At 70.0% G+C, this 22,093-nt stretch carries 20 protein-coding genes; 17 read left to right on the top strand and 3 right to left on the bottom strand.

Going from position 1 to position 22,093, the window contains the following annotated elements:
* Nucleotides 1–163: 163 nt before the first annotated feature.
* From AC1RRS_RS06745 to AC1RRS_RS06825, 17 genes are all read left to right on the top strand, one after another.
* Complete coding sequence (locus AC1RRS_RS06745) at nt 164–1,318, top strand: efflux RND transporter periplasmic adaptor subunit (RefSeq protein WP_492854468.1); 1,155 nt, start codon at nt 164–166, stop codon at nt 1,316–1,318.
* A gap of 3 nt (nt 1,319–1,321) precedes the next feature.
* Nucleotides 1,322–4,507: an efflux RND transporter permease subunit gene (locus AC1RRS_RS06750; protein WP_492854469.1), complete on the top strand. Its 3,186-nt coding sequence runs from the start codon at nt 1,322–1,324 to the stop codon at nt 4,505–4,507.
* A 284-nt stretch (nt 4,508–4,791) separates the two neighbouring features.
* On the top strand, nt 4,792–4,980 hold the full coding sequence (locus tag AC1RRS_RS06755) for a Flp family type IVb pilin (protein WP_199228579.1): 189 nt from the start codon (nt 4,792–4,794) through the stop codon (nt 4,978–4,980).
* Nucleotides 4,981–5,076: 96 nt separating this feature from the next.
* Nucleotides 5,077–5,973, top strand: coding sequence for a Flp pilus assembly protein CpaB (gene cpaB / locus AC1RRS_RS06760; RefSeq protein ID WP_492854470.1), 897 nt, complete (start codon nt 5,077–5,079; stop codon nt 5,971–5,973).
* Between the two features lie 71 nt (nt 5,974–6,044).
* Nucleotides 6,045–7,433 carry a type II and III secretion system protein family protein gene (locus AC1RRS_RS06765; RefSeq protein ID WP_492854471.1) on the top strand — a complete coding sequence of 463 codons (1,389 nt, stop codon included), beginning with the start codon at nt 6,045–6,047 and terminating at the stop codon, nt 7,431–7,433.
* Nucleotides 7,405–7,722: a hypothetical protein gene (locus AC1RRS_RS06770; RefSeq protein ID WP_492854472.1), complete on the top strand. Its 318-nt coding sequence runs from the start codon at nt 7,405–7,407 to the stop codon at nt 7,720–7,722. The genes AC1RRS_RS06765 and AC1RRS_RS06770 overlap by 29 nt, the downstream gene beginning before the upstream one ends.
* A gap of 56 nt (nt 7,723–7,778) precedes the next feature.
* Entirely contained in the window at nt 7,779–9,209 is a 1,431-nt protein-coding gene (locus tag AC1RRS_RS06775; protein ID WP_492854473.1) for a pilus assembly protein TadG-related protein, read from the top strand.
* Entirely contained in the window at nt 9,202–9,708 is a 507-nt protein-coding gene (locus AC1RRS_RS06780; protein WP_487292287.1) for a TadE/TadG family type IV pilus assembly protein, read from the top strand. The genes AC1RRS_RS06775 and AC1RRS_RS06780 overlap by 8 nt, the downstream gene beginning before the upstream one ends.
* Nucleotides 9,705–10,304, top strand: a complete 600-nt coding sequence (locus tag AC1RRS_RS06785) for a TadE/TadG family type IV pilus assembly protein (protein ID WP_492854474.1) — start codon at nt 9,705–9,707, stop codon at nt 10,302–10,304. The genes AC1RRS_RS06780 and AC1RRS_RS06785 overlap by 4 nt, the downstream gene beginning before the upstream one ends.
* Nucleotides 10,301–11,515: a CpaE/TadZ family protein gene (locus AC1RRS_RS06790; protein ID WP_492854475.1), complete on the top strand. Its 1,215-nt coding sequence runs from the start codon at nt 10,301–10,303 to the stop codon at nt 11,513–11,515. The genes AC1RRS_RS06785 and AC1RRS_RS06790 overlap by 4 nt, the downstream gene beginning before the upstream one ends.
* 2 nt (nt 11,516–11,517) lie before the next feature.
* Nucleotides 11,518–12,864 (top strand): TadA family conjugal transfer-associated ATPase, encoded by a 1,347-nt coding sequence (locus tag AC1RRS_RS06795; protein ID WP_487292284.1) that lies wholly within the window; start codon nt 11,518–11,520, stop codon nt 12,862–12,864.
* Nucleotides 12,865–12,868: 4 nt separating this feature from the next.
* A complete protein-coding gene (locus AC1RRS_RS06800; protein ID WP_487292283.1) occupies nt 12,869–13,864 on the top strand; it encodes a type II secretion system F family protein in 996 nt (331 codons plus the stop codon).
* A gap of 9 nt (nt 13,865–13,873) precedes the next feature.
* Nucleotides 13,874–14,830, top strand: coding sequence for a type II secretion system F family protein (locus AC1RRS_RS06805; protein ID WP_492854476.1), 957 nt, complete (start codon nt 13,874–13,876; stop codon nt 14,828–14,830).
* A 13-nt stretch (nt 14,831–14,843) separates the two neighbouring features.
* Nucleotides 14,844–15,362, top strand: a complete 519-nt coding sequence (locus tag AC1RRS_RS06810; RefSeq protein WP_492854477.1) for a tetratricopeptide repeat protein — start codon at nt 14,844–14,846, stop codon at nt 15,360–15,362.
* A gap of 21 nt (nt 15,363–15,383) precedes the next feature.
* Nucleotides 15,384–15,890, top strand: a complete 507-nt coding sequence (locus tag AC1RRS_RS06815) for an A24 family peptidase (RefSeq protein WP_492854478.1) — start codon at nt 15,384–15,386, stop codon at nt 15,888–15,890.
* 293 nt (nt 15,891–16,183) lie between these two features.
* A complete protein-coding gene (locus tag AC1RRS_RS06820) occupies nt 16,184–16,810 on the top strand; it encodes a helix-turn-helix transcriptional regulator (RefSeq protein WP_487292279.1) in 627 nt (208 codons plus the stop codon).
* 486 nt (nt 16,811–17,296) lie between these two features.
* A complete protein-coding gene (locus tag AC1RRS_RS06825) occupies nt 17,297–17,701 on the top strand; it encodes a hypothetical protein (RefSeq protein WP_492854479.1) in 405 nt (134 codons plus the stop codon).
* An 87-nt stretch (nt 17,702–17,788) separates the two neighbouring features.
* Here AC1RRS_RS06825 and AC1RRS_RS06830 read toward each other — a convergent pair whose 3' ends face one another.
* The 3 genes from AC1RRS_RS06830 to AC1RRS_RS06840 are packed head-to-tail and all read right to left on the bottom strand — an operon-like array spanning nt 17,789 to nt 22,089.
* A complete protein-coding gene (locus AC1RRS_RS06830) occupies nt 17,789–18,784 on the bottom strand; it encodes a hypothetical protein (RefSeq protein ID WP_492854480.1) in 996 nt (331 codons plus the stop codon).
* 1 nt (nt 18,785) lies between these two features.
* The gene (locus AC1RRS_RS06835) at nt 18,786–21,305 is read right to left on the bottom strand and encodes a fimbria/pilus outer membrane usher protein (RefSeq protein ID WP_492854481.1); all 2,520 of its coding nucleotides are present in this window, start codon (nt 21,303–21,305) and stop codon (nt 18,786–18,788) included.
* 4 nt (nt 21,306–21,309) lie between these two features.
* Nucleotides 21,310–22,089 carry a fimbrial biogenesis chaperone gene (locus AC1RRS_RS06840; RefSeq protein WP_492854482.1) on the bottom strand — a complete coding sequence of 260 codons (780 nt, stop codon included), beginning with the start codon at nt 22,087–22,089 and terminating at the stop codon, nt 21,310–21,312.
* Between the last annotated feature and the right edge of the window lie 4 nt (nt 22,090–22,093).

The following is a 22,093-nucleotide window of genomic DNA, read 5'->3' on the forward strand; positions in this document are numbered from 1 at the left end:
TATACGCGCCCGGCGAACGCGACGCCGAGGAGAGCCGGCGCCTGCGGCTGGCGGTGTTCACGGGGCTGGCCCGCATCCGCACCCTCGACGCGCGCCTGGCCAAGGCCCGCGCCGAGATCGACATCGCCCGCCTGACGGGCCGCGCTCCGTTCGGAGGCTGACCATGAAACTCGACGCACGCATCCTGACCACCACGGCCGCCGTGGTCGTCGCCCTGGGGGCCGGCTACGGCCTTGCCCAGCTGACCAATCGCCCTATCCCGCGAGCCGAGGCCGGTGAAACCGAGCATGGCGAGGACCACGCCGCCGAAGAGGGCTTCGTCGCCCTGACCGCCGAGGCCGCCTACGCGGCCGGCGTCGCGGTCGTGACCGCCGCCCCGGCGGGCGTCGGCGACCTGCGGCTGACCGGCCGGGTGGTCGCCGCCCCCGGCGGCCGCGCCGCCGTCGCGGCGCCGGTCAGCGGCTCGGTCGAACGGGTGCTGGCCGCGCCCGGCCTGACCATCGCCGCCGGCGCGCCGCTGGCGAGCATCCGCAGCGCCGAGGCGGCCGCCTTCGCCGCCGAGACCCGCGCCGCCGCCGCCGAGGCCCAGGCCGCTCGCGCCGCCCTGGCTCGCGAGGAACGCTTGTTCGCGGCCGGCGTCACCGCCCGCCAGGAGGTCGAGGCCGCGCGCGCCTTGGCTGCCCGCGCCGAGGCCCAAGCCGTCGCCGCCCGCGCCCGCAGCGCCGCCTCGGGCGGTCCCGGCGCTTCGGGGCTGGTGACGATCCGCAGCCCGATCGCCGGCGTGGTGCTGGCCCTGCCGGTCGCGCCGGGCGGCTTCGTCGCCCAGGGCGGACCGGTCGCCGAGGTGGCCGATCCCGGCCAGGTCGAGGCGGTGTTCAACGCGCCCGCAGAGGCGCTAGCCGCGCTGAAGGTCGGGACGTCGCTGCGCATCCTCGGCCCCGACGGGACCGAGACCGACGCCGTGATCGTCGGCGTCGCCCCCATGGCCCAGGACGCCACTGGCGCGGCCGTGGTCCGCGCCCGGCCGCGCGGCGGCCGGCTGGCGGCGGGCGCGGCGGTCAGCGCCGCCTTCGCCACCGGAAGCGGCGGCGCCCTCGCCGTGCCGTCCGAAGCCGTCCAGACCCTGGAAGGCGCGCCGGTGGTGTTCGTCGCCGAGGCCAAGGGCTTCCGCGCCCGGCCGGTGACGGTGGGCAAGTCGGGCGCGGGCCTGACCCAGATCCTGTCGGGCCTGAAGGCCGGGGAGCGGGTCGCCGGCCGCGGGGCCTTCGTGCTGAAGGCCGAACTGGCCAAGGGCGAAGCCGGGCATGGGGATCACTGAGCCATGCTGAGCAAACTCGTAGCCTTTTCGGTCCGCCACCGCTTCGCCGTGGTGGCCGCGACCCTCGCCGTCGCCGCGTTCGGGGTCGTGGAGCTGTTCAAGCTGCCGATCGACGCCACGCCCGACATCACCAACAAGCAGGTGCAGGTGACGACGGTCGCGCCTGCCCTGTCGCCCGAGGAGATCGAGCAGCGGGTGACGACACCGGTCGAGACGGGCCTGGGCGGCGTGCCGGGCCTGGTCGAGACCCGCTCGATCTCGCGCAACGGCTTCAGCCAGATCACCGCCGTCTTCGAGGAAGGCGTCGACATCTATTTCGCCCGCCAGCAGGTGGCCGAACGGCTGGAGGCAGTGCGCGGCGACCTGCCGGCCGACGCCAAGCCCGCCATCGCCCCGGTGACCACGGGCCTGGGCGAGGTGATGATGTGGACGGTCGAGTACAGGCCGGTGAAGTCGCCGCGCGCCGGCGTTCCTGGTCCCCAGCCCGACGGCAGCTACCTGACGCCCGAGGGCGAGCGGCTGGTCTCGGAGAAGGACAAGGCCACCTATCTGCGCACCGTGCAGGACTGGATCGTGACGCCGCAGCTGCGCACGACCAAGGGCCTGGCCGGGGTCGACGCCATCGGCGGCTACGTCAAGGAGTACGCCGTGCGGCCCGATCCGGCGCGGCTGGCGGCCTATGGCGTGGGCCTGAACGAACTGGTCGAGGCGGTGGAGCACGCCAACACAGTCGCAGGCGCGGGCTACATCTCGCGCGGCGGCGAGGCCTTCGTGGTGCGGGCCGACGCGCGGGTGACCTCGCTGGCTGACCTGGCCTCGGCGCCGGTGACCAGCCGGGGCGGCCTGGTGGTGCGCGTCGCCGACGTCGCGGCGGTCGAGATCGGCCAGGCCGCGCGGCTGGGCGCGGCCCAGGAGAACGGCGAGGAGGTGGTGATCGGCACGGCCCTGATGCGGGCCGGCGAGAACAGCCGCACGGTGGCCAAGGCGGTCGGCGAGCGGCTGAAGGCCATCGCCCCGTCCCTGCCGCCGGGCGTGGCGGTCAAGACGGTGCTGGACCGCACCGACCTCGTCGACCGCACCATCGCCACCGTGCGCCGGAACCTGGCCGAGGGCGCGCTGCTGGTCGTGGTGGTGCTGTTCCTGCTGCTGGGCAACGTGCGGGCGGCGCTCATCACCGCCCTGGTCATCCCGCTGGCCTTCCTGGTCGGGGTGATCGGCATGAACCGCTTCGGGGTCAGCGGAAACCTGATGAGCCTGGGGGCGCTGGACTTCGGCCTGCTGGTCGACGGGGCCGTGGTGGTGGTCGAGAGCACCCTCACCCGAATGGGCGCCCGCCGTGCGCTGGAAGGCCGCGACCTGACCCTGGCCGAGCGGCTGGAGGAAGCCGCCGGCGCCGCCGCGAAGATGGCCAAGCCGGCCGCCTTCGGCCAGGCGGTGATCCTGCTGGTCTACGCCCCGCTGCTGGCGCTGGAGGGCGTCGAGGGCAAGATGTTCCAGCCGATGGCGGCGACGGTGATGCTGGCCCTGGCCGGCGCCTTCGTCCTGACCTTCACCTTCGTGCCGGCGATGACGGCGCTGCTGGTGAAGGCGCCCACGACGGCGCACCAGGAAACCCGGGTCGAGAGCCTGGCGCGACGGCTGGTCGAGCCCGCCACCCGCTGGGCGGTCGATCGGCCGCTGGTGGTCGGCCTGGGCGCGGCGGGCGCGGTGTTGGTCGGGCTGCTGGTCTTCCTGTCGCTGGGGCGGGAGTTCATGCCCACCCTGGATGAGAAGGACGTGCTGGTTCAGGCCCTGCGCACGCCCAGCGCCTCGCTCGAGCAGTCGATCGAGATGCAGGGACGGCTGGAGAAGGCGCTGCTGAAGGTTCCCGAGGTGGCCTTCGTGTTCTCCAAGACCGGCACGGCCGAGATCTCCACCGACCCGATGCCGCCGTCGATCAGCGACACCTTCGTGGTGCTGAAACCGACGCGCGACTGGCCCGACCGCAGCCTGAAGAAGGCCCAGGTGGTCGAGAAGATCGAGCAGGCGGCCGCCGGCCAGATCGGCTCGGCCTACGAGATCACCCAGCCGATCCAGATGCGGTTCAACGAACTGATCTCGGGCGTGCGCTCGGACGTGGCGGTGAAGATCCATGGCGACGACCTGGCCGCCATGGAGCGGACGGCCGGCGAGGTGGCCGCCGCCCTGGGCAAGATCCGGGGCGCGGCCGACGTGCGGGTCGAGCAGGTCTCGGGCCTGCCGATGATCACCGCCGAGGTCGATCGGGCCGCGGCGGCGCTCTATGGCCTGCACGCGGCCGACGCCGCCGACGCGGTGCAGATCGCCCTGGCCGGTCGCGAGGCCGGACGGGTGTTCGAGGGCGACCGGCGCTTCGACGTGGTGGTGCGGCTGCCCGACGCCGCCCGCAACGACCTGGCCGTGGTCGCCCAGACCCCGCTGGCGATCAACGACGGGGCGGGCTTCGCGCCGCTGGGCTCGGTGATCCGCTTCAAGGAGGGCGAAGGTCCCAACCAGATCAGCCGCGAGAACGGCAAGCGCCGCATCGTGGTGCAGGCCAATGTGCGCGGCCGCGACCTGGGCGGTTTCGTCGACGAGGCGCGTGCGGCGATCGGTCGCGAGGTCGAGCTGCCGCCCGGGTCCTGGACCAGCTGGGGCGGGCAGTTCGAGAACCTGCAACGAGCCGAGGCGCGGCTGGGCCTGTTGGTTCCGGCCGTCGCCCTGCTGATCGGCGGGCTGCTCTACCTGGCGCTGGGCTCGGCCCGGCAGGCGGCGCTGGTGTTCGCCTGCGCGCCCCTGGCGCTGGTGGGTGGAACCCTGGCCCTGGCTGCCCGGGGCATGCCGTTCTCGGTGTCAGCCGCCGTCGGCTTCATCGCCGTGTCGGGGATCTCGACCCTGAACGGCCTCGTGCTGCTGCAGGCCATCGGCGAGCGGCTGGAGGCGGGCCTGGCGCCGGCTGTCGCGGCCGTCGAGGGGGCGATGTCACGGTTGCGGGCGGTGCTGACCACCGCCCTGGTGGCCATGCTGGGCTTCCTGCCGATGGCCCTGGCCCACGGTGCGGGCGCGGAGGTGCAGAAGCCCCTGGCCACGGCGGTGATCGGCGGCCTGGCCGTGGCCACCCTGCTGACGCTGGTGGCCCTGCCGAGCCTCGCGGCCCGGCTGGCGCGCCCGACGAGGGCTCGCGACCTCTGACGTCCGGTCGCGGCGTCCGGGGAAAGTCGGCGCGCCGACAACCCTGCGACGCCGCGACCAGCTACACACGTAGAGATGTATTCACCCGAGACGCGACCATTACCCCTCCAGTACTGCAAAATAGTGCGCATCACATATGCGCCCCAGGAAACCGTAGCGCTTTTTAATTAGGCCGATCGATGTATTTACTTACCAATCCATTAAGATCTTAATTCCCTCCGAAGGGGGAAACCTCTTCTTCGCCCGTAACAATAGAAGCTCGGGCAGGACATTAAGAGGAGGAAATGCGAATGAATACTCTGCGCAATCTGATCTTGGAGGAAGACGGCGCCGCCGCGGCGGAATACGCCCTCATCCTGGCGATCATCGGCAGCGCCATCGCCGTGGCGGCCGTGCTGCTGGGCACCAACATCGGCACCGCCATCACCGACGCCGCCACCTGCGTGGCCAATCCGTCGGCTGCCAACTGCTGAACCAAGTCGTCGGCGACGCGGGCGGCAAGCCGCGTCGCCGACCCATGGCGAAGGGCTAGGACAGGCCCGACGTCGACGTGGGGAGGGGGTCGAACGATGCAGACCAAGACCATCATATCCCTGGGCGCAGCCGCGGTGCTGGGCCTGGGCGCCGTGCTCGCCGCGCGAGTCTACATGAGCGCCGGACGCGATGACGCCCCGGCCCTGAAGGAAACCGGCTCGACGCCTGTCGTCGTCGCCTCGCAACCCCTCGCCAGGGGCTTCAAGCTGCAAGGCGCGGTGCTGAAGGTCGCCCACTATCCGGCCGACGCCGTGCCCCAGGGCGCGTTCCGCACCATTCCCGAGGCCGCTTCCGGCCCCGGCGGCGCCCGCATCGCGCTGAAGGACATCGCCGCCAACGAGCCGATCCTGGCCGACCGGGTCTCCGGCGCGGGCGGACGCTCCAACCTCGCCAGTTCTCTGGGCGAAGGCATGCGGGCTGTGTCGCTGCGCGCCAACGACGTGGCCGGCGTCGGCGGCTTCGTGCTGCCCGGCGACCGGGTGGACGTCATGCTGACCCGCAGCAAGGACAACAACCAGCCCGAGACCAGCCTGACCCAGGTGCTGGCCGAGAACGTGCGGGTCGTGGGCGTCGATCAGTCCGACGACCAGAGCGCCGACAAGCCCGTGGTGGTCAAGGCGATCACCGTCGAGGTGACGCCCGACCAGGCCCAGGCCATCACCCTGGCCCAGGCCGTGGGCGCGCTGTCGCTGGCCCTGCGCCAGATCTCCGACCAGTCGCCGCTGGGTCGCCGGACCATGACCCTGGCCGACCTGTCGCGCGGCATGGGTCCGACGCCCGTCTCCAGCCCGGCCGCGGCCGCGCCGGTGCGGGCCTCGGCGCCGCGCCGTCCGCCCGTCCGCCGTCCCGCGACGACGACCATGCCGCCGATGTCGACCGAGGTCCGCGTGACGCGCGGCGTCGAGACCACCGGCTATCGGGTGGGGCTGTGACCATGGCCGCGCCCGCTCCTCATCCCTCCAGCCGCGGCGCCAGGACGGCGCGCGGCGCAGGATCCGCTCACATGACCCTGAAACACACGCTGCTGGCCGCGGCGGCCGGGTTGCTGCCGCTGATGGCGGTCGCCCTGCCGACCACCGTAAAGGCCCAGCCCGCCGCCCTCTCCGACGCCGCCATCCGCAAGGTCGAGGTCAATGTCGCGGTCGGCAAGGCCCAGGTGCTGGAGCTGCCCGCTCCGTACACGGACATCATGATCGGCAACCCCGACACCGCCGACGTTCTGCCGCTGACTTCACGGTCGGTCTATGTGGTCGGCAAGAAGTTGGGCGGCACGACCCTCACGGCCTACGGCCCGGGCCGCCGGCTGGTGGCCGCCGCCAACGTGGTGGTCGGCGCCGACGTCGAGACCCTTCGCCAGCGGATGCGCGAGGCCCTGCCCGACGAGGACGGCCTGAAGGTGGCCTCGGGCAACCAGTCGATCGTGCTGTCGGGCACGGCCAGCAGCGGCGCGATCGCCGGCCGGGCCGCGGCCCTGGCCGAGAGCTACGCCCCCGGCCAGGTGGTCAACATGCTGTCGGTGCAGGGCAGCCAGCAGGTCACCCTGTCGGTGCGCATCGTCGAGATGGAACGCGCCACGGCCAAAGCCCTGCGGCTGAACATGAACACCGCCAACCCGGCCTCGGCGAACTACCACAACTTCGTCATCGGCACCGGCGACACCGGGGTGGCCAGCACCCTGACCGACACCTTCGGCCTGCTGAAGTTCCCGCTGCGGGCCGGCGACGTCGACCTGGACGTGCTGTTCGACGCCCTGGAGACGAAGGGCCTGGTCAAGACCCTGGCCGAGCCGAACCTGACGGCCATGTCAGGCGACACCGCCAACTTCCTGGCCGGCGGCGAATTCCCCGTCCCCGTGGCCCAGAACCAGAGCGGCGGCCAGACGACGATCACGGTCGAGTTCAAACAGTTCGGCATCGGCCTGGCCTTCACCCCCACCGTCCTGCAGGACGGGCTGGTGAACCTGGTGGTCAATCCCGAGGTCTCGAGCATCGACCCCAACGCCTCGTTCGTCAGCAACGGCCTGCGGATCCCCGGCATCAAGGTGCGGCGGGCCAAGACCACGGTCGAGCTGCGCGACGGCGAGTCCTTCACGATCGCGGGCCTGATCCGCGACGACTACCAGGACCAGATCCGCCAGTTCCCGATGCTGGGCGACCTGCCGATCCTGGGCTCGCTGTTCCGCTCCACCAGCTACCAGCGCAACCAGACCGAGCTGGTGATCCTGGTCACCCCGCATCTCGTGCGGCCGACGCGGGCCCGGCAGGCGACGCCCGCCGACCGCTTCGTTCCGCCGTCCGACACCGAGCTGTTCCTGCTGGGCAAGACCCAGTCGAGTCAGCCGTCCACGTCCAAGGGAGGGGCCGATGCGCCTCAAGGCCATGTCCTTCAATAGGATCCTGCTCGCCGCGGCGTCGCTCGCCGCTTCCGGGGCCGCCCTCGCCGGCTGCGCCGACGCCCGCAAGGACCTGTCGCCCGACTTCGGCGTGGCGCTGCGGTCCAACCTCGCCGCCCAGATCGCCGATCCGGAGGCCCGCTACGAGGGCGTGCTGCAGCCGGGCGGCGACGGGGTCCGCGCGACCCTGGCGGCCACCCGCTACGGCAAGAACCAGGTGATCCAGCCGGTCCAGGCCAGCACCTCCAGCATCGACAACAAGGGAGCGGCCAAGAGTCCGGCCAACTGACCATGTCGCGCGCTTCTTCCCTTCTCCGGCGTTTTGTCCAGGACCGTTCGGGCACGGTGGCCACCCTCACCGGCGTGGCGCTGATCGGGCTGGTGGCGATCGGGGGCCTGGCCTTCGACGTCAGCCGCGCCCTGGCGCTGCGGGCGGAACTGGAGAACGCCGTCGACGCCGCCGCCCTGGCCGGCGCCAGCCAGTTGGACGGCGCCAGCGGCGCCATGGGCCGGGCCCAGACGGCGGCCATGGGCAGCCTGGTCAGCAACCGTCAGGCCCTGGGCGACACCTACGAAAGCAACGTCGCCGTCGCCGCCAGCGACATCACCTTCCTCTCCAGCCGCGATCCGGACGTCACGGCGAGCACCGACGCCACCGCCAAGTTCATCCGCATCAACCTGGCCCCCAGGTCCCGGGGCCTGGTGTTCGGGGCGCTGACCGGCGCGTCCGGCTTCAACGCCACGGCGCGGGCGGTGGCCGGCTACGGCACGGCGATCTGCAAGTCGCCGCCGCTGATGATCTGCAATCCGAACGAGGCCGCCAGCCTGACGTTCGACGGCGACAACTATATCGGCAAGAACTTCGTCCTGACCCCGCCCCCGGGCGGCAACGGGGCCTGGGGACCGGGGAACTTCGGCTTCCTGTCGGTCGGCTCGGGCGCCGCCGACGTCAAGAACGCCATGGGCCGCAGCCCGCCCCTGACCGAGTGCTTCGGCACCACGGTGCAGACCCAGACCGGCAACATCGCCTCGGCCGACGACTACTTCAACGTCCGCTTCGACATCTACAAGTCTTCGGCCAGCGGGCTGAAGAGCGACCCGCTGTACCTGCCGGCGATGAACACCATGGTCGGTTCCAAGACTGCGGCCGGCAACAGCGCCTGCACGCCCAGCGTCTCCGTGCCCAGCAACAGCTGCTCCAGCAGCGCGGCGGTCGCCGCCGGCATGGGCCTGCCCCGCGACTGCAACCAGTCGAGCGTGGTCGGCAGCGGCATCTGGAACGTCGCCCAGTACTTCGCCACCAACCACTCGGGCATCAACCCGACCACCTACACGCCGCAGGTTCCCGCGGGCGCGACCGGCACGGGCTGGAACGCCTTTGGCCCCGCGCCGGTGGCCGGCGCCACCAGCCCCACGCGCTACCAGGTCTACAAATGGGAGCTGGCGATGCTGAACGGGACGATCTCCAAGCCCGCCGGCGCCTTCTCCGACAGCCAGACCGCCACCAGCGGCTCGCACGACTACGCCGCGCCCCAGTGCAACAAGACCGGCGCCCAGATCACCCCCGATCGCCGCACGATCTCGGCCGTCATCGTCAACTGCAACGCCGACAACGTCCACGGCAGCTCGACGGTGCACGTCATCGCCTATGTCGACCTGTTCCTGATCGGCCCGGCCGTCAGCAACTCGATCTACGGCGAGGTCATCGGCGCGACGACGGACGTCTCGGCCGTCGGCGCGGAGACCAAGCTCTATTCGGTGCGGCTCTATGACTAGCCGCCCCGCCCTCTTCCGCCGGCTACTGGCCGGGCGCAGCGGATCGGCGGCGGTCGAGTTCGCCCTGGTGCTGCCGTTCATGGTGCTGCTGTGCTTCGCCTTCGTCGGCGCGGGACGGCTGTTCTGGAACTACCACATCGCCGTCTCGGCGGTGCGCGACGCGGCCCGCTACGCCGCCCGCCTGCCGATGGACTGCGCGGGCTTCACTGGAACGAGCGCCGCCCAGAACCTGACCAACACCCAGAACCTCACCCGCACCGGCACGGTCGACGCCTCGGGCACGCCCCTGATCGCCACCTGGACCAGCAACGCCACGGTCACGGTCAGCTTCTCCTGCGTCGCCAACAGCGGCGCCTATCTGGGGCGCTACGAGGACATGACCGGCGTGCCGCGCGTGCAGGTCTCCGCCACCCCGCCCTACATCGAGTCCTTCGGCCCGCTGACGGGCGTCACCCTCACCTCGTTCACGGTCAGCGCCCAGGAGGCGTGGACAGAATGACCCGCCTCACACCTCTCATCCGGCGGCTGGCCCGCGACGACGGCGCCGCCACGGCGACCGAGTTCGGCTTGGTCTGCTTCGCCTTCGTCTCGATGCTGCTGGCCGTGATCGACATGGGCCGGCTGGGCTGGACCATCAACACCGCCAAGACCGCCACCCGCGAAGGCGTGCGCCTGGCCGTCGTCAGCCCGATGATCGCCTCGGCGATGGCCAACTACGACGGGCTGACCCAGAACATCCCTGGCGGCGGAACGGCGCCGAACGTGACCTTCAGCTGCGCCGGGTCCTCGTCCAGCTGCACCCAGACGGCCGGGACCACCCTGGCCGGCAACACCTTCAACAACAGCACCTTCAACGCCGTCGTGACGAAGATGCAGCACTACGATCCCGAGATCACGGCCGCCAAGGTCACCGTCACCTATCACCATGTCGGCATCGGCCGGGTGGGCAACCCCTACGCCCCCGACATGGAGCCGCTGGTCAGCGTCAGCGTGACCGGCCTGACCTTCCAGAGCGCCGCCCTGCAGATCTTCGGCGTCGCGCCTTTCACCCTTCCCACCATGACGTCGACACTCAGCGGAGAGAGCCTGTCATGAGCCTGCTCCATTTCGGTCGCCCGAAATCCGTCGCCCCACCGCCCCCGCCCAGCCGCCCCACAGCCTGGCGCGTGGGGCTGTGCGGCGTGGGCCTCGGCGCGGATCCGCCGGTGGCCATGCTGTCGGCGATGTTCCCGGCCGTGACCTTCCGGTTGCTGGATTGCGCCTGGCCCGAACGCGCCGCCCATACCTTCGACCTGCTGATCGTGGGGCTGAACGGCGCCGATCCGGCCGAGGTCGAGCGGATGACCCAGCGTATCGCCAGCAGCGCCGCCCGCATCGAGGTGTTGGTAGCCATGCGCGGCGCAGAGATCGACGCCACCCGCCGGCTACTGCACCAGGGCGCGGCCGACGTGCTGCCGGCTCCGGTCAGCGACACGACCCTGGCCATCGCCCTGGAGCGGATCTTCTGCCGGCTCGACACCGGCCGGGCCCACAAGCGCAGCGGCGAGATCATCAGCGTGCTGAAGGCGGGCGGCGGGGTCGGCGCGACCTCGCTGGCGGCCCAGACGGCGGTCATGCTGGCCGGGCGCTCCGGCGGCTCCGGCGTCTGTCTGGCCGATCTGGACGTGCAGATGGGCGTGGCCGCCCTCTATCTAGATGTCGGCGACGCGGTGACGGTGGGCCAGGTGCTGGCGGCCGGCGGCGCCGTGGAGGAAATGCCGTTCGCGACGTCCCTGCCCTGCCACCGCAGCGGCGTGGCCGTGCTGGGCGCGCCGCAGGAGATGATGCCGGTCGAGGCGCTGAGCCCGACCGTCGTCGACGGCCTGATCGCCGCCCTGCGCCGCGACTTCGAAACCACCCTGGTCGATCTGCCCACGGTCTGGACGGCCTGGACCAACCGCCTCCTGCGCCAGTCGCAGCGCATCGTCCTGGTCACCCACCTGTCGGTGCCGCACGTGCATCTGGTGCGCCGACAGCTGCACATGCTGGCCGCCCAGCGCCTGGACGACGTGCCTCTGACGCTGGTCTGCAACCAGGTCGAGCCCGACAACGCCAGCGGCCTGTCGCTGAAGGCCGCCGAGCAGGCCATCGGCCGCCCCTTCGACCTCGTGGTTCCCGAAGACCGCAAGCTCATGCACCAGGCGATCAACCAGGGCGTGGCGCTGAGCGCCGTGCGCCGGGGGACCAAGCTGGAGGCGGCGATCACCCGCCTGGCCGACACGCTGGTTCCCGCCCAGCCCGTCGCGCTCGCCCAGGCCGGGAGATAGCCATGCTGTGGAGTGAAGAAACCCACCGGATCGAAAGCCAGGCCGCCGCGGCCGAATTCGCCCAGGCCCCGCCGATCGACGACGCTCTTGGCCTGAAGGTGCGGCTGCACCAGCGGCTGATCGACCTGCTGAACCTCAGCCTGCTGGACCGCACCCCGCGCGAGACCCTGCGCCAGGAGATCCGCGGCGCGGTCAGCGGCCTGCTGGCGGACGAGAAGCGCCTGCTGACCCCGGCCCAGACCGACCAACTGGTCGATGAGATCCTGGACGAGCTGCTGGGCCTGGGCCCGCTCGAGCCCCTCCTGAAGGACGACACCGTCACCGACATCCTGATCAACACCCACGAGATGGTCTATGTGGAGCGGGCCGGCCGCCTGCAGCGCACCAATGTGCGCTTCCAGGACACCCGCCACCTGGTGCGGATCATCAACAAGATCGTCGCGGCCGTGGGCCGGCGGATCGACGAGAGCCAGCCGATGGTCGACGCCCGTCTGGCCGACGGTTCGCGCGTCAACGCCATCATCCCGCCGCTGGCCGTGGACGGCCCACTGGTCTCGATCCGCAAGTTCTCGCGCGTGCCCCTGGCCATGGACCGCCTGGTCGAGCTGGGCAGCATCACCCGCGAGATGGCCCTGGTGCTGGAGGCCGTGGTCCAGGCCCGGCGCAACGTGCTGATCTCGGGCGGCACCGGCTCGGGCAAGACCACCCTGCTCAACGCCATGTCGGCCTATATCGACGACCACGAGCGGATCATCACCATCGAGGACTCCGCCGAGCTTCAGCTCCAGCAGTCGCATGTCGGCCGGCTGGAGACCCGCCCGGCCAACATCGAGGGCCAGGGCGAGATCCAGCAGCGCGAGCTGGTGCGAAACGCCCTGCGCATGCGGCCCGACCGCATCATCGTCGGCGAAGTCCGCTCGGGCGAGGCCTTCGACATGCTGCAGGCCATGAACACCGGCCACGACGGCTCGATGACCACGGTGCACGCCAACACCCCGCGCGACGCCCTTTCACGGGTCGAGCAGATGGTCGGCATGGCCGGGCTCGACATCCCCGCCCGCTCGGTGCGCGGCCAGATCGCCTCGGCCATCCACGTGGTGGTGCAGGCCGAGCGGATGGAGGACGGCGCCCGCCGCATCGTGTCGGTCTCGGAGATCACCGGCATGGAGGAGGACGTCATCTGCATGCAGGAGATCTTCCGCTTCCGCCGCGCGGGGCGGACGATCGACGGCAAGGTCGCGGGCGCCTACGAGGCCACCGGCGTTCGGCCGCGGTTCATGGAAGTTCTGCACGCCCGCGGCGTGGACCTGCCGTCGAACCTGTTCTCGCCTGGCCGGATCTCGGGGTGAAGCCATGGACAGCCTGCTTTTTCCGATGGCGCTGGTGCTGGCCTTCGTCGCCGCCGTGCTGGCCGGCCAGACCATCTTCGACCTGCTGCTATCGGCCCGCGAGCACACCCAGAGGGTCAATCGCCGCCTGACGCTGATGGCCGGCGGCATGAGCCAGGACAAGGTCTATGAGGCCCTGGTGCGCGACCCGCGCGGCAGCTGGATCGATCGCTCGTCGTTCGGCGCCCTCTACGGCAAGGCCGTGCTCTATCTGCGCCAGTCGGGGATCACCGCCGGGCCGTTGCAGGTGATGGGCGCCACGGCGGCCGTCGCCGGCGGCCTGTGGCTGCTGGCGCTGGTGTTCCTGCGCAGCCAGCCGGTGGAGACGCCCGTCTCGCAGGTGCTGGTGACGGCGATCGGCGCGGCGGCCATCAGCATGGCGGTCGCGGCCATGTGGATCATCAATCGACACGCCACGCGCCTGGCCAAGCTGGAGGAACAGCTGCCCCTGTCGCTGGACGTGATGATCCGGGCCCTGCGCGCCGGCCATCCCGTGATCTCGGCCGTCGGCCTGGTGACCCAGGAGATGCCCGACCCGATCGGCAGCGAGTTCGGCCTGGTGCTGGACGAGACGACCTACGGCGTGGAGTTCCGCGACGCGCTGGCCAACCTGGCCCGGCGCACCGGTTCGCCGGACGTGGCCTTCTTCTCGGTCAGCATCGCCATCCAGAGCGAGACCGGCGGCAATCTGGCCGAGATCCTGGCGGGCCTGGCCACCGTGATCCGCGGCCGCGCCTCGCTGGCCAAGCGGATTCGGGCCCTGGCCAGCGAAGGCCGGATGTCGGCCCTGATCCTCAGCCTGCTGCCGGTGTTCTGCGTCGGCGTGGTCAGCGTCTTCCGGCCCGAATTCTACACCAGCAAGTTCTCCGATCCCGCCTTTTGGCCCGTCGTGGCCGGCGTGATCGGACTCTATTTCATCGGCCAGCTGATGATCCGCCGGATCGTCAACTTCAAATACTGAGGCCGCGACATGGACGCTCTCTTCTCCATCGCTCTGCAATTTGGGGTCTTCCTGGCCGTCGCGGCCATGGCCCTGCTGGCCTTCCGCCAGGTCGAGGCCGGCTCGGCCCTGCGGCGGCGCATGCGCGAGCGGGCCGTCAGCGGGGCGTCCCTCGCCGCCGGTCCGGCCGGGGGCCTGCTCAAGGACACCAAGCCCAAGGCCTCATGGCTGGGCTGGCTGCAGTCCAGGACCACGAGCGGTGACGAGAAGAAGCGCTCGCGCCTGGCCAAGACCCTGGCCGAGGCCGGTTTCGACTCTCCCGCGGCCGTGCCGCTCTACTTCCTGGCCCGGGTGATCGGGGCCGTGGGCCTGCCCGCCGCCCTGCTGATCGCCCAGAAGCTGTCGCCCAATCCGGTCGTCGGCCTGCCGGTGATCGCCGGCGCGCTGCTGCTGTGCGGCCTCGGCCTGGTGGTTCCGGCCATCTTCATCGACCTGCGCGCGGTGGGCCGCCGCGAGCGGCTGGAGCACCAGTTCCCCGACGCCCTGGACCTGATGGTGGTCTGCGTCGAGGCGGGCCTGGGCGTGGACGCGGCCTTCATCCGCGTCAGCCACGAGATCGCGCCCTCGCACCCGGAGATCTCGGGTGAGTTCGGCCGGGTGTCGCAGGAGCTGCGGGCCGGGCGCAGCCGCGCCGACGCCCTGCGGCGGATGGCCGACCGGGTCAATGTCGACGCCCTGCGCGCCTTCGCGGCCCTGATGATCCAGACCGACAGCCTGGGGGCCAGCATCACCCAGACCCTGCGCTCCTATTCGGGCGAGCTGCGCGAGCGGCGGTTCCTGCGCGGCGAGGAGAAGGCGATGCGCATCCCCGTGCTGCTGACCCTGCCGCTGGTGGCCTGCATCCTGCCGGTGATCATCACCGCCCTGCTGCTGCCGGCCGGGCTCGACGTCGTCCACAACCTGATGCCCGCCCTCAAGAGGCACTAGAGGAGAAGCCAAGATGCGACGCTTGCTGATCGCCCTGCTGCTGATCCCGCTTTCCGGCTGCGCGACGCTGTCGCGCCTGGCGGCCCTGGTCACGCCGCACCGCCAGCCCCCGCTGGAGATCCGCGCCCTGGCCGCCCTGCCCGCGCCCGATCCCGCCGCGGCGGTCGATCGCCTGTACGGCCGCGCCGCCGAGGCCATCAACGCCCGCGACTACGCCCTGGCGCTGGAGCTGCTGCAACTGGCGGCGACCCGCGCGCCGGCCGACGTGCGGGTGCTGAACGCCCAGGGCGTGGTCTATGACAAGCTGGGCCGCTTCGATCTCAGCGCGCGCTACTACGAACGGGCGCTGGCGGTCGATCCGAGCTCGCGCATCGTGCTCAGCAACATCGCCTATTCCGCCCGGCTGCAAGGCCGCGAGGTCGCGCCGGGCGTGCTGCAGGCCGCCGCGCCGCCGGCGCCGGCGCCCCAAGCCACCCCCTTGGCCGGCGGACCGCCCGACGACGTCGCGCCGCTTCCCGGCGGCGGGTCCTGAGACTGATCCAGGAGACCTGGGATGGAAATCGACTTCGTCCGCCTGGCTGGTTCGATCGCCTATGCCGGTTTCTTCATCGTCGCGGCGCTGTGGGACATGTGGAGCCGCAAGATCCCCAACTGGATCCCGGCCGCCCTGCTGGCCCTGTTCCTGACGGCGCAGTTCCTGTTCTGGCCGGCGCCCAGCTGGCTCTCCAGCCTGATGGCCTTCGGCCTCGTCATGCTGGCCGGCGTGCCGATGTTCGCGCGCCGTCTGGTCGGGGCCGGCGACGTCAAGCTGATGGCGGTCGCGGCCCTGTTCGCCGGCATGGAGAACCTGCTGCTGCTGACCATCGCCACGGCGATCGCCGGCGGGGCCCTGGCCCTGGTCGCGCTGGTCGCCCGCCCCTACGCCGTGGCCATGCCCGGCTGGATCAGGACCCGGGCCGGCGTGCCCTATGGCGTGGCCATCGCGGTCGGCGCCCTGCAGGTCGGCGTGGACTCGGGCCTGCTGGCCGTCAGCCACCGCCTGGTCCACCTTCAACTCTGAAAGTAGTGAAACTGCATTTCACTGCATTTACAGAGATATCGCGCGCCAGGAGAAACCGCGACGATGCGCCTCGATTTGATAGCGTTGTCTTCTCCACATAGTCTTTTTGACTACCCAATGCAGGGTATGCGACGCCCCACGAAATAATATCAAATCAATTACACAAGCCTTCAGTGTCGAAATTAAACAAATCTGTTTTTGAATTGCAGCAGTCACAATCCGTGGATGCAACGCAGACTTAAAACAAGATCTTGTTGTCGGGGACTGGAAGGCGACCAGACGGGGCGTCACACATGGGACTGATCAAGATGATCGAGGTGGTGGATTCGGAAGTCGAACGCGGCGTGTTCGAACCGCACGTCGCCAACGCCATCCTCAACCTGCTGAATTTCGGAGTCATCGTCTCCGACAGCGAGGGCTGCGTCTACGCGGCCAACGACCTGGCCTGGAGCTACGTCGCCCACGGCGACGGGCTGTCCGAGAAGGGCGGGCTGCTGACGGCCGAGAACGGCTTCGAGGCCGAGGCCCTGCACAACCGCATCGCCGCGGCCGTGCGCCAGGGCCGGTCCGGGGCCATGCTGATCCACCGCTCGCGCAGCCAGAAACCCCTGGTCGTGCTGGTCGAACCGTTCAGCACCGACGACAGCGGCTTCCGCTGCGCCCTGGTCACGGTCCGCGAGGTCGGCCGAGCCTCTCCCCGCATCGCCGAGCGCGCGCGGATGATGTTCAACTTCTCGCCGGCGGAAGCGGAGATCGTCGCCCGCGTGGCCCAGGGCCTCGAGCCGGCCGAGATCGCCGCCGAGCGCAAGGTCAGCATCAACACCCTGCGCGTCCAGATGGCCTCGGCCATGGTCAAGGTTGGCGTGCACCGCCAGGCCGAACTGGTCTCGGTTATTTCTTCCGCCGACATCATCGAATGAGATAAATTCTCGGCTCTATTCTTGCCATTAGTAAGGCTGCATTATTGTGGAGCGACCTGTATATGTTAATATTTACAGGTCGCGAGGGCAAATCCCCCCGTTTTGTCACCGCCGCGACGATGACCGGTTCGTCGGGGCTGTCCGCAACGCCTCGACGCTCCTCGGCGGAGCCGCCCCGCCCGTCGAGCGCCGGATCAGGACATCAGCACCCCCTCGTCCTGATCCGGCGTCGGTCGATCGCCGCCGCTCGCGCACGACAACCAACACAACCCAACATTCACAACACCCCTCACGGGATTTTTTATTGTCCAGATTGGACATAGTAAGAATGCATTACGCACGCATCATTAGAAGCATCGCCTAACGAATATTCTATTGCGACAGTCTGTCATTCTTACTAATGGTTTTGTTTACCATGTTTTAGGGTGCGGTGCTTAACCATCACCCGGGATGATCCTCCCATCATCCTCACTCCTGGGGTTTTAAATGCGCTTTCCGATGATCATGGCCGCCGCCTTCACCGTCCTGGCCGCCACCACCGCTTCCGCCGCGCCGGCCAGCTACGAGCTTCGCCTCGAAGGGCACGTGCCGGTCATCTGCCGCGTCAGCCTCGACGCCTCGACGGCCTCGAGCACCGAGTCGACCGACCTCGGCCGCATGACCGAGTTCTGCAACAGCGCCGCCGGCTACGAAGTGCGCCTGACCCACGCCCAGGGCCTGAGCGACGCCGCGGTCTATGTCGACGGCGAGAAGATCCAGCTGTCGTCGACCGGCGTCACCCTGATCAGCCGATCGAGCACCGCCGCCTCGCAGAGCCACGCCCTGCGCCTGGATCCGGGCGCGGACGCCGGCCAGGTCGGCGACCTGTCGGTGAACATCACCGCCCTCTGATCCTTCGCGCCCGCCCCTCTCGGGCGCGCGGATAAAAGAAAGCCCCGTCGGCGCGCGCCGGCGGGGCTTTTTCAGGCTGGGCCGAGGTCACATGCAGGAGACGGGAGTCGTACCGGTCGGCACCGCCAGAGGAGTCACGGTCACCGTCAGGATGTCCTGGTAGTTGGGCGCCGGGACCTTGCCCGCCCCGCCTTCCAGCAGGGTCGGCGTCACCGCCAGGTACTGTCCCGACAGGCCGGCCCGCGCACAGGTCACGGTGCTGAAGGTCGGCGAGGCCGTGGTCTTGGTCTGGCCGAGGAAGGCCAGCTGGTAGGGAATGCGCTGGTTGGTCGTGGCCAGGTTGCCGCCCGGATAGGTCATCCGGAACTGGTTGGCCGAGGTCAGCGCCACCGAGTACGGACCCGAGCTGGCGACGCGGACATTGCCCGTGCGCTGCTTCACCGAATTGGGCGTGGTCGGCAGGTCGGCCGTGGCCAGCGTTCCAATCTCGCCGAAATCCAGCGCGGGACCGACGAAGCTGGCCTGCAAGGCGCTGAGCACGTTGATGCGGATGTCGAGCGAGTTGGAGATCACGCCGGACTCGTCGGCCGCGCCGCCGGTGCGCTTGCAGTAGTATTTCTGGTCCAGATAGAGATCCGTCGTCCCGGCCGGCAGGTCGGCGCCGCTGGGCACGGTGATGGTGACCATGAAGGTCTTCACGTCGGGCTGGCCAACGCCGCCGAAGTTCAGCTCGACCTCGTTGGGATTGACGTTGTTGGGGTCGAGCACGTGCCCGGGCGGGTTTTCCAGGATCTGCCCGCCGGTCGAGGTCTGAACGATCGTCAGGCTCGACGGCGTGTCCGGCCGGCGCAGGTAGATGAAATCGACCTCCTGCGTCTTCTTGCCGCCCACCGCCGGCGGACGCCGGGCGGTGATGGACAGGGTCTGGACCGTCGTGCCGCTCGGATTGAACGGGTCGAAGGTGCCCGACAGGACGACGGGATCGAAGGTCACGCACTGGGCCAGGGCCGAGCCCGAGGCCAGCAGCGATCCGCCGAGGCCGGCGGCCAGGCCGAGAAGCAGGATATGCGATCGGCGTTTCATGTCAGCCTCCGGACGCGGCGGGCTTGAGGTCCCCGGCCTTGACAAAGCCCTCGGCGCTTTCCGGCACGTCGAGGTAGTAGACGGTCGGGGGCGAGGTCCCCATTTCGAGCCGCCAGCGGCCGGGCCTCAGGCCCGAGGCGCCGAAGCGGCCCACGCGGTTGGTGAAGATGGTGATCGGCTCGGCGCCCTCGCCGCTCTTGGCCATTTCGACGGCGCGGCCGGACACCAGGGCCAGCGGCTGGCCGTCAGCGTCGACCAGGCGGCCGATGGCGGTGACCGAGTAGTCCGACCCCACCACCAGGCGGTAGCCCGAACGATACGGCGGGAAGACCCGGAACGAGCCGGAGCCGAGATCGTAACCGGCCGGGGCGTTGGGCGCATCGACGGTGATCGTGCGCTCGGCGTAGGCGGCCAGGCCCGTCTCCAGCGCCGTGCCCATCTGGCCGGAATTGGAACTGTAGCCGAACGGCGTGGGGTTCACGACGATGTCCGCGCCCTTCAGGCTCTTGTGGCCCTGGATGATGGCGAAGCTGTCGTAGATCGGCCGTCCGACCGACACCGCGCCGTCGGCGAAGCCGATCGAGGTGCCGACCCGCATCGAGGTGCGGCCGTTGTCGGGCCCCTCGAAGGCCTGGAAGTGGGACAGGCCCAGCTCCGCCCGGTTGGCGATGTAGTTGACGCTGCCGTTGAAGGCGGAGTCGTCGGGCGAGCGCGAGACCTCGGCGAAGGCGTTGTAGGAGCCCACGCCCTGGCCGTGGATCGTCTGGTAGGCGATCCGCGCGCGGTCTTCGCGGCCGTCGTACTCGGCCCGCAGGCTGGAGTTGTTCGAGAACTGCCAGGACAGCGAGATCAAAGCCGAGGTTTCACGGCGTCCGGGCACGTCGTCGTACATGAGGTTGGCCGTGACCGCGAGGCTCGAGGTCAGGCGGTAGCCCATGCCCAGACGATAGGCGCTGGCGTCCGGGAACGCGTCGCGTCCGGCCGAATAGCGCCCGTCGAAGCTGGCGTAGATCGCATCGCTGAAGGCGTGCGAATAGCCGACCCCGACCTCGTAGGCGTAGCGGTTGTCAGGAATGAAGGTCCCGACCGGACCGAAGTCGCGGCTGCGGGTCTCGAACGACAGGTTCAGGGCGTCGGCGCGGCCGCCGGAGAACTGGAACAGCCGCTGGAAGCTGACGATCGCCGCATAGCCCGAGCCGTAGACATCGATGTGCGACAGGGCGAAGTCGACGCCCAGCGTGCCGATCTTGGTGCCGAACAGACCTTCGGCGCCCATCATGACGGTGGTGTCGTCGGCCTGGCCGTTGACGCCCAGGGTGACCCGGTCGGTGATGCCGCGGCGATAGAAGGCGCTGACCGTCCATTCCTCGGTGTAGTCGGGACCGTCGAGCAGCAGCGGCGCCTTGACCCCGGCGAACAGGCCGAATTCCGACAGGCCCGGATCGAGCTGGGCGCGGTCGAAGAAGACGTTGAACTGCAAGGTCTCACGCCGGCCAGTGTCGTCCTCGATGACCAGGCGGACGTCGTTGGAGCCCTGCGCGAACGGGAAGTCGCGCACATTGTAGCGTCCGGGATCCAGGCGCAGGCGCCGGGTCAGCTGGTTGTTGAGGATCACGCTGACGTCGGAGGGCCGGGCCAGGGTGAAGCTTTCGCGGCCGCGCGGGCGGGCGATCGTCTGCGGCTGCAGCACGCTGTAGGAACGGAAGATCGAGATCCCCGCCATGTCGGGCGCGGACTGGAAGCCGCGACCGACGGGCTGCAGGTCGCCGGCGGTCCAGCGCAGCACGTTCTTGACGTCGTCATAGACGAAGCGCGTGCCCAGCCGCTGGAAGTCGTTGTCAGCTCCCGGCTGCCAGACGGCCTCGTTCTCGAACACCAGCCCGTTCATGCGCAGCGCGCTGTCGAGCAGGAAGGTCGGGTCGCCGAAGCCCTCGTCGAAGCCTTGCTCGACGTAGTCGACGGAGCCGCGGATGTTCATGTAGCCGCTGAAGCCGGCCGGCGGGAGGTAGGTCCCCACGCCCGTGCGGTCCATCGGCGCGACCTGCAGGCTGCGCACCACCTTCAGCTCGGCGGGGATCACGATCCGCAGCTCGAGCGCCCGGGGGTCGTAGGTCATGCTCATGTTGGCGGCGGTCACCGCCTCGGGCGAGACCGTGCTGCGGCCGGCCAGCGACGAGCGCAGGGCCGCGATCGCCGGGGTGTCCAGCAGCGGAGCCAGCAGGCTCAGCAGCCGGTCCGACGGCATCGACAGCTGGCCGTCGGCCGAGATCGCCAGCGGCATGTCGCCCAGATAGTAGTCGCCGGTCTTCAGCGGCACCGTCAGGTTGACGTCGCGGCCGGTCGGATTGAGCTGGCGGCGAGCGTCGGCGGCGGTGGCCGCACCGGGGGAAGGCGCGCTGGTCGGCTCCTGAGCCGCGGCCAGCATCGCGTAGGGGATCGGCTCGGCCAGGGCTGCCAGGGGCGCGACGAGGGGCGTCGCGCCAGCCAGGCATCCCGCCAGCAGCCAGCGGCGGTAGGTCAAGGACCTAGCGCCCTTCGTCGGACGAGAATTGAGCCTCAAGGGAGCCTCCTGCTGCCGCCGTCAAGGGCAGTTCGATGGGAACGGCGATCCGCCGCGTCTGGCCGGGGGCGATCAGGCCGAAGCCGATCGTCTGTTGGATCTCCGGACCGGGAATGGTCCGCGTGAAGACCGCCTTGCCCGCGGCGTCCTTCTCGATGATCCGCAGCTTTCCGCGGGACAGGTATCCGTGCGTGTTGGACGTGTTGGCCACGTAGACGATCGGCACCGGCTTGCCTTCTGCGTCGGTTCCGATCTCGCTCTTGGACAGGGCCAGGGACGGCTTGCCGCCGGCGGGGCCGACGCTGGCCAGGACCTGGAAGTTGTAGAGGATCTGGATGGCCGACTGGCCCTCCGGCAGCTTCACCGGCATCTGCGCCACGGTGACGTAGTAGTGCTTGCTCTGCGCCAGGGCCGGATCGCCCACCCACTGGATCCGGAACGACTGCGTCTCGCCCGGCTGGATCACCGCCTGGGGCGGGAAGATCAGCAGGTCGTTGGTCGGCGCGTCGCTGGGATGGGCGCCCTTGTCGTCGAAGGACAGCTCCTCGGCGTGCAGCTCGACCGGCAGCGGGTTGGCGAAGGTGTTCTGCACCGTGACGATCTGGGACATGCCCCGACCGGTCGGCTTGAGGTCGATGACGACGGGCTGGACGGTCATGGCCAGGGCGCTTCCGCCCAAGCCCGGCGTCCCCTGCGCCGCCAACCCCGCGAGGGCCAGCAGGGCCGCGCAAGCGGCTCCCAGCAAGCGC

This window comes from Caulobacter sp. GW821-FHT12A07, assembly GCF_058807655.1.

Coding starts and splice junctions, on each gene's coding strand:
- AC1RRS_RS06745 (WP_492854468.1), top strand. CDS start 164: ATGAAACTCGACGCACGCATCCTGACCACCACGGCCGCCGTGGTCGTC.
- AC1RRS_RS06750 (WP_492854469.1), top strand. CDS start 1,322: ATGCTGAGCAAACTCGTAGCCTTTTCGGTCCGCCACCGCTTCGCCGTG.
- AC1RRS_RS06780 (WP_487292287.1), top strand. CDS start 9,202: ATGACTAGCCGCCCCGCCCTCTTCCGCCGGCTACTGGCCGGGCGCAGC.
- AC1RRS_RS06800 (WP_487292283.1), top strand. CDS start 12,869: ATGGACAGCCTGCTTTTTCCGATGGCGCTGGTGCTGGCCTTCGTCGCC.
- AC1RRS_RS06785 (WP_492854474.1), top strand. CDS start 9,705: ATGACCCGCCTCACACCTCTCATCCGGCGGCTGGCCCGCGACGACGGC.
- AC1RRS_RS06820 (WP_487292279.1), top strand. CDS start 16,184: ATGGGACTGATCAAGATGATCGAGGTGGTGGATTCGGAAGTCGAACGC.
- AC1RRS_RS06755 (WP_199228579.1), top strand. CDS start 4,792: ATGCGAATGAATACTCTGCGCAATCTGATCTTGGAGGAAGACGGCGCC.
- AC1RRS_RS06810 (WP_492854477.1), top strand. CDS start 14,844: ATGCGACGCTTGCTGATCGCCCTGCTGCTGATCCCGCTTTCCGGCTGC.
- AC1RRS_RS06790 (WP_492854475.1), top strand. CDS start 10,301: ATGAGCCTGCTCCATTTCGGTCGCCCGAAATCCGTCGCCCCACCGCCC.
- AC1RRS_RS06830 (WP_492854480.1), bottom strand. CDS start 18,784: ATGAAACGCCGATCGCATATCCTGCTTCTCGGCCTGGCCGCCGGCCTC.
- AC1RRS_RS06825 (WP_492854479.1), top strand. CDS start 17,297: ATGCGCTTTCCGATGATCATGGCCGCCGCCTTCACCGTCCTGGCCGCC.
- AC1RRS_RS06815 (WP_492854478.1), top strand. CDS start 15,384: ATGGAAATCGACTTCGTCCGCCTGGCTGGTTCGATCGCCTATGCCGGT.
- AC1RRS_RS06765 (WP_492854471.1), top strand. CDS start 6,045: ATGACCCTGAAACACACGCTGCTGGCCGCGGCGGCCGGGTTGCTGCCG.
- AC1RRS_RS06795 (WP_487292284.1), top strand. CDS start 11,518: ATGCTGTGGAGTGAAGAAACCCACCGGATCGAAAGCCAGGCCGCCGCG.
- AC1RRS_RS06805 (WP_492854476.1), top strand. CDS start 13,874: ATGGACGCTCTCTTCTCCATCGCTCTGCAATTTGGGGTCTTCCTGGCC.
- AC1RRS_RS06770 (WP_492854472.1), top strand. CDS start 7,405: ATGCGCCTCAAGGCCATGTCCTTCAATAGGATCCTGCTCGCCGCGGCG.
- cpaB (WP_492854470.1), top strand. CDS start 5,077: ATGCAGACCAAGACCATCATATCCCTGGGCGCAGCCGCGGTGCTGGGC.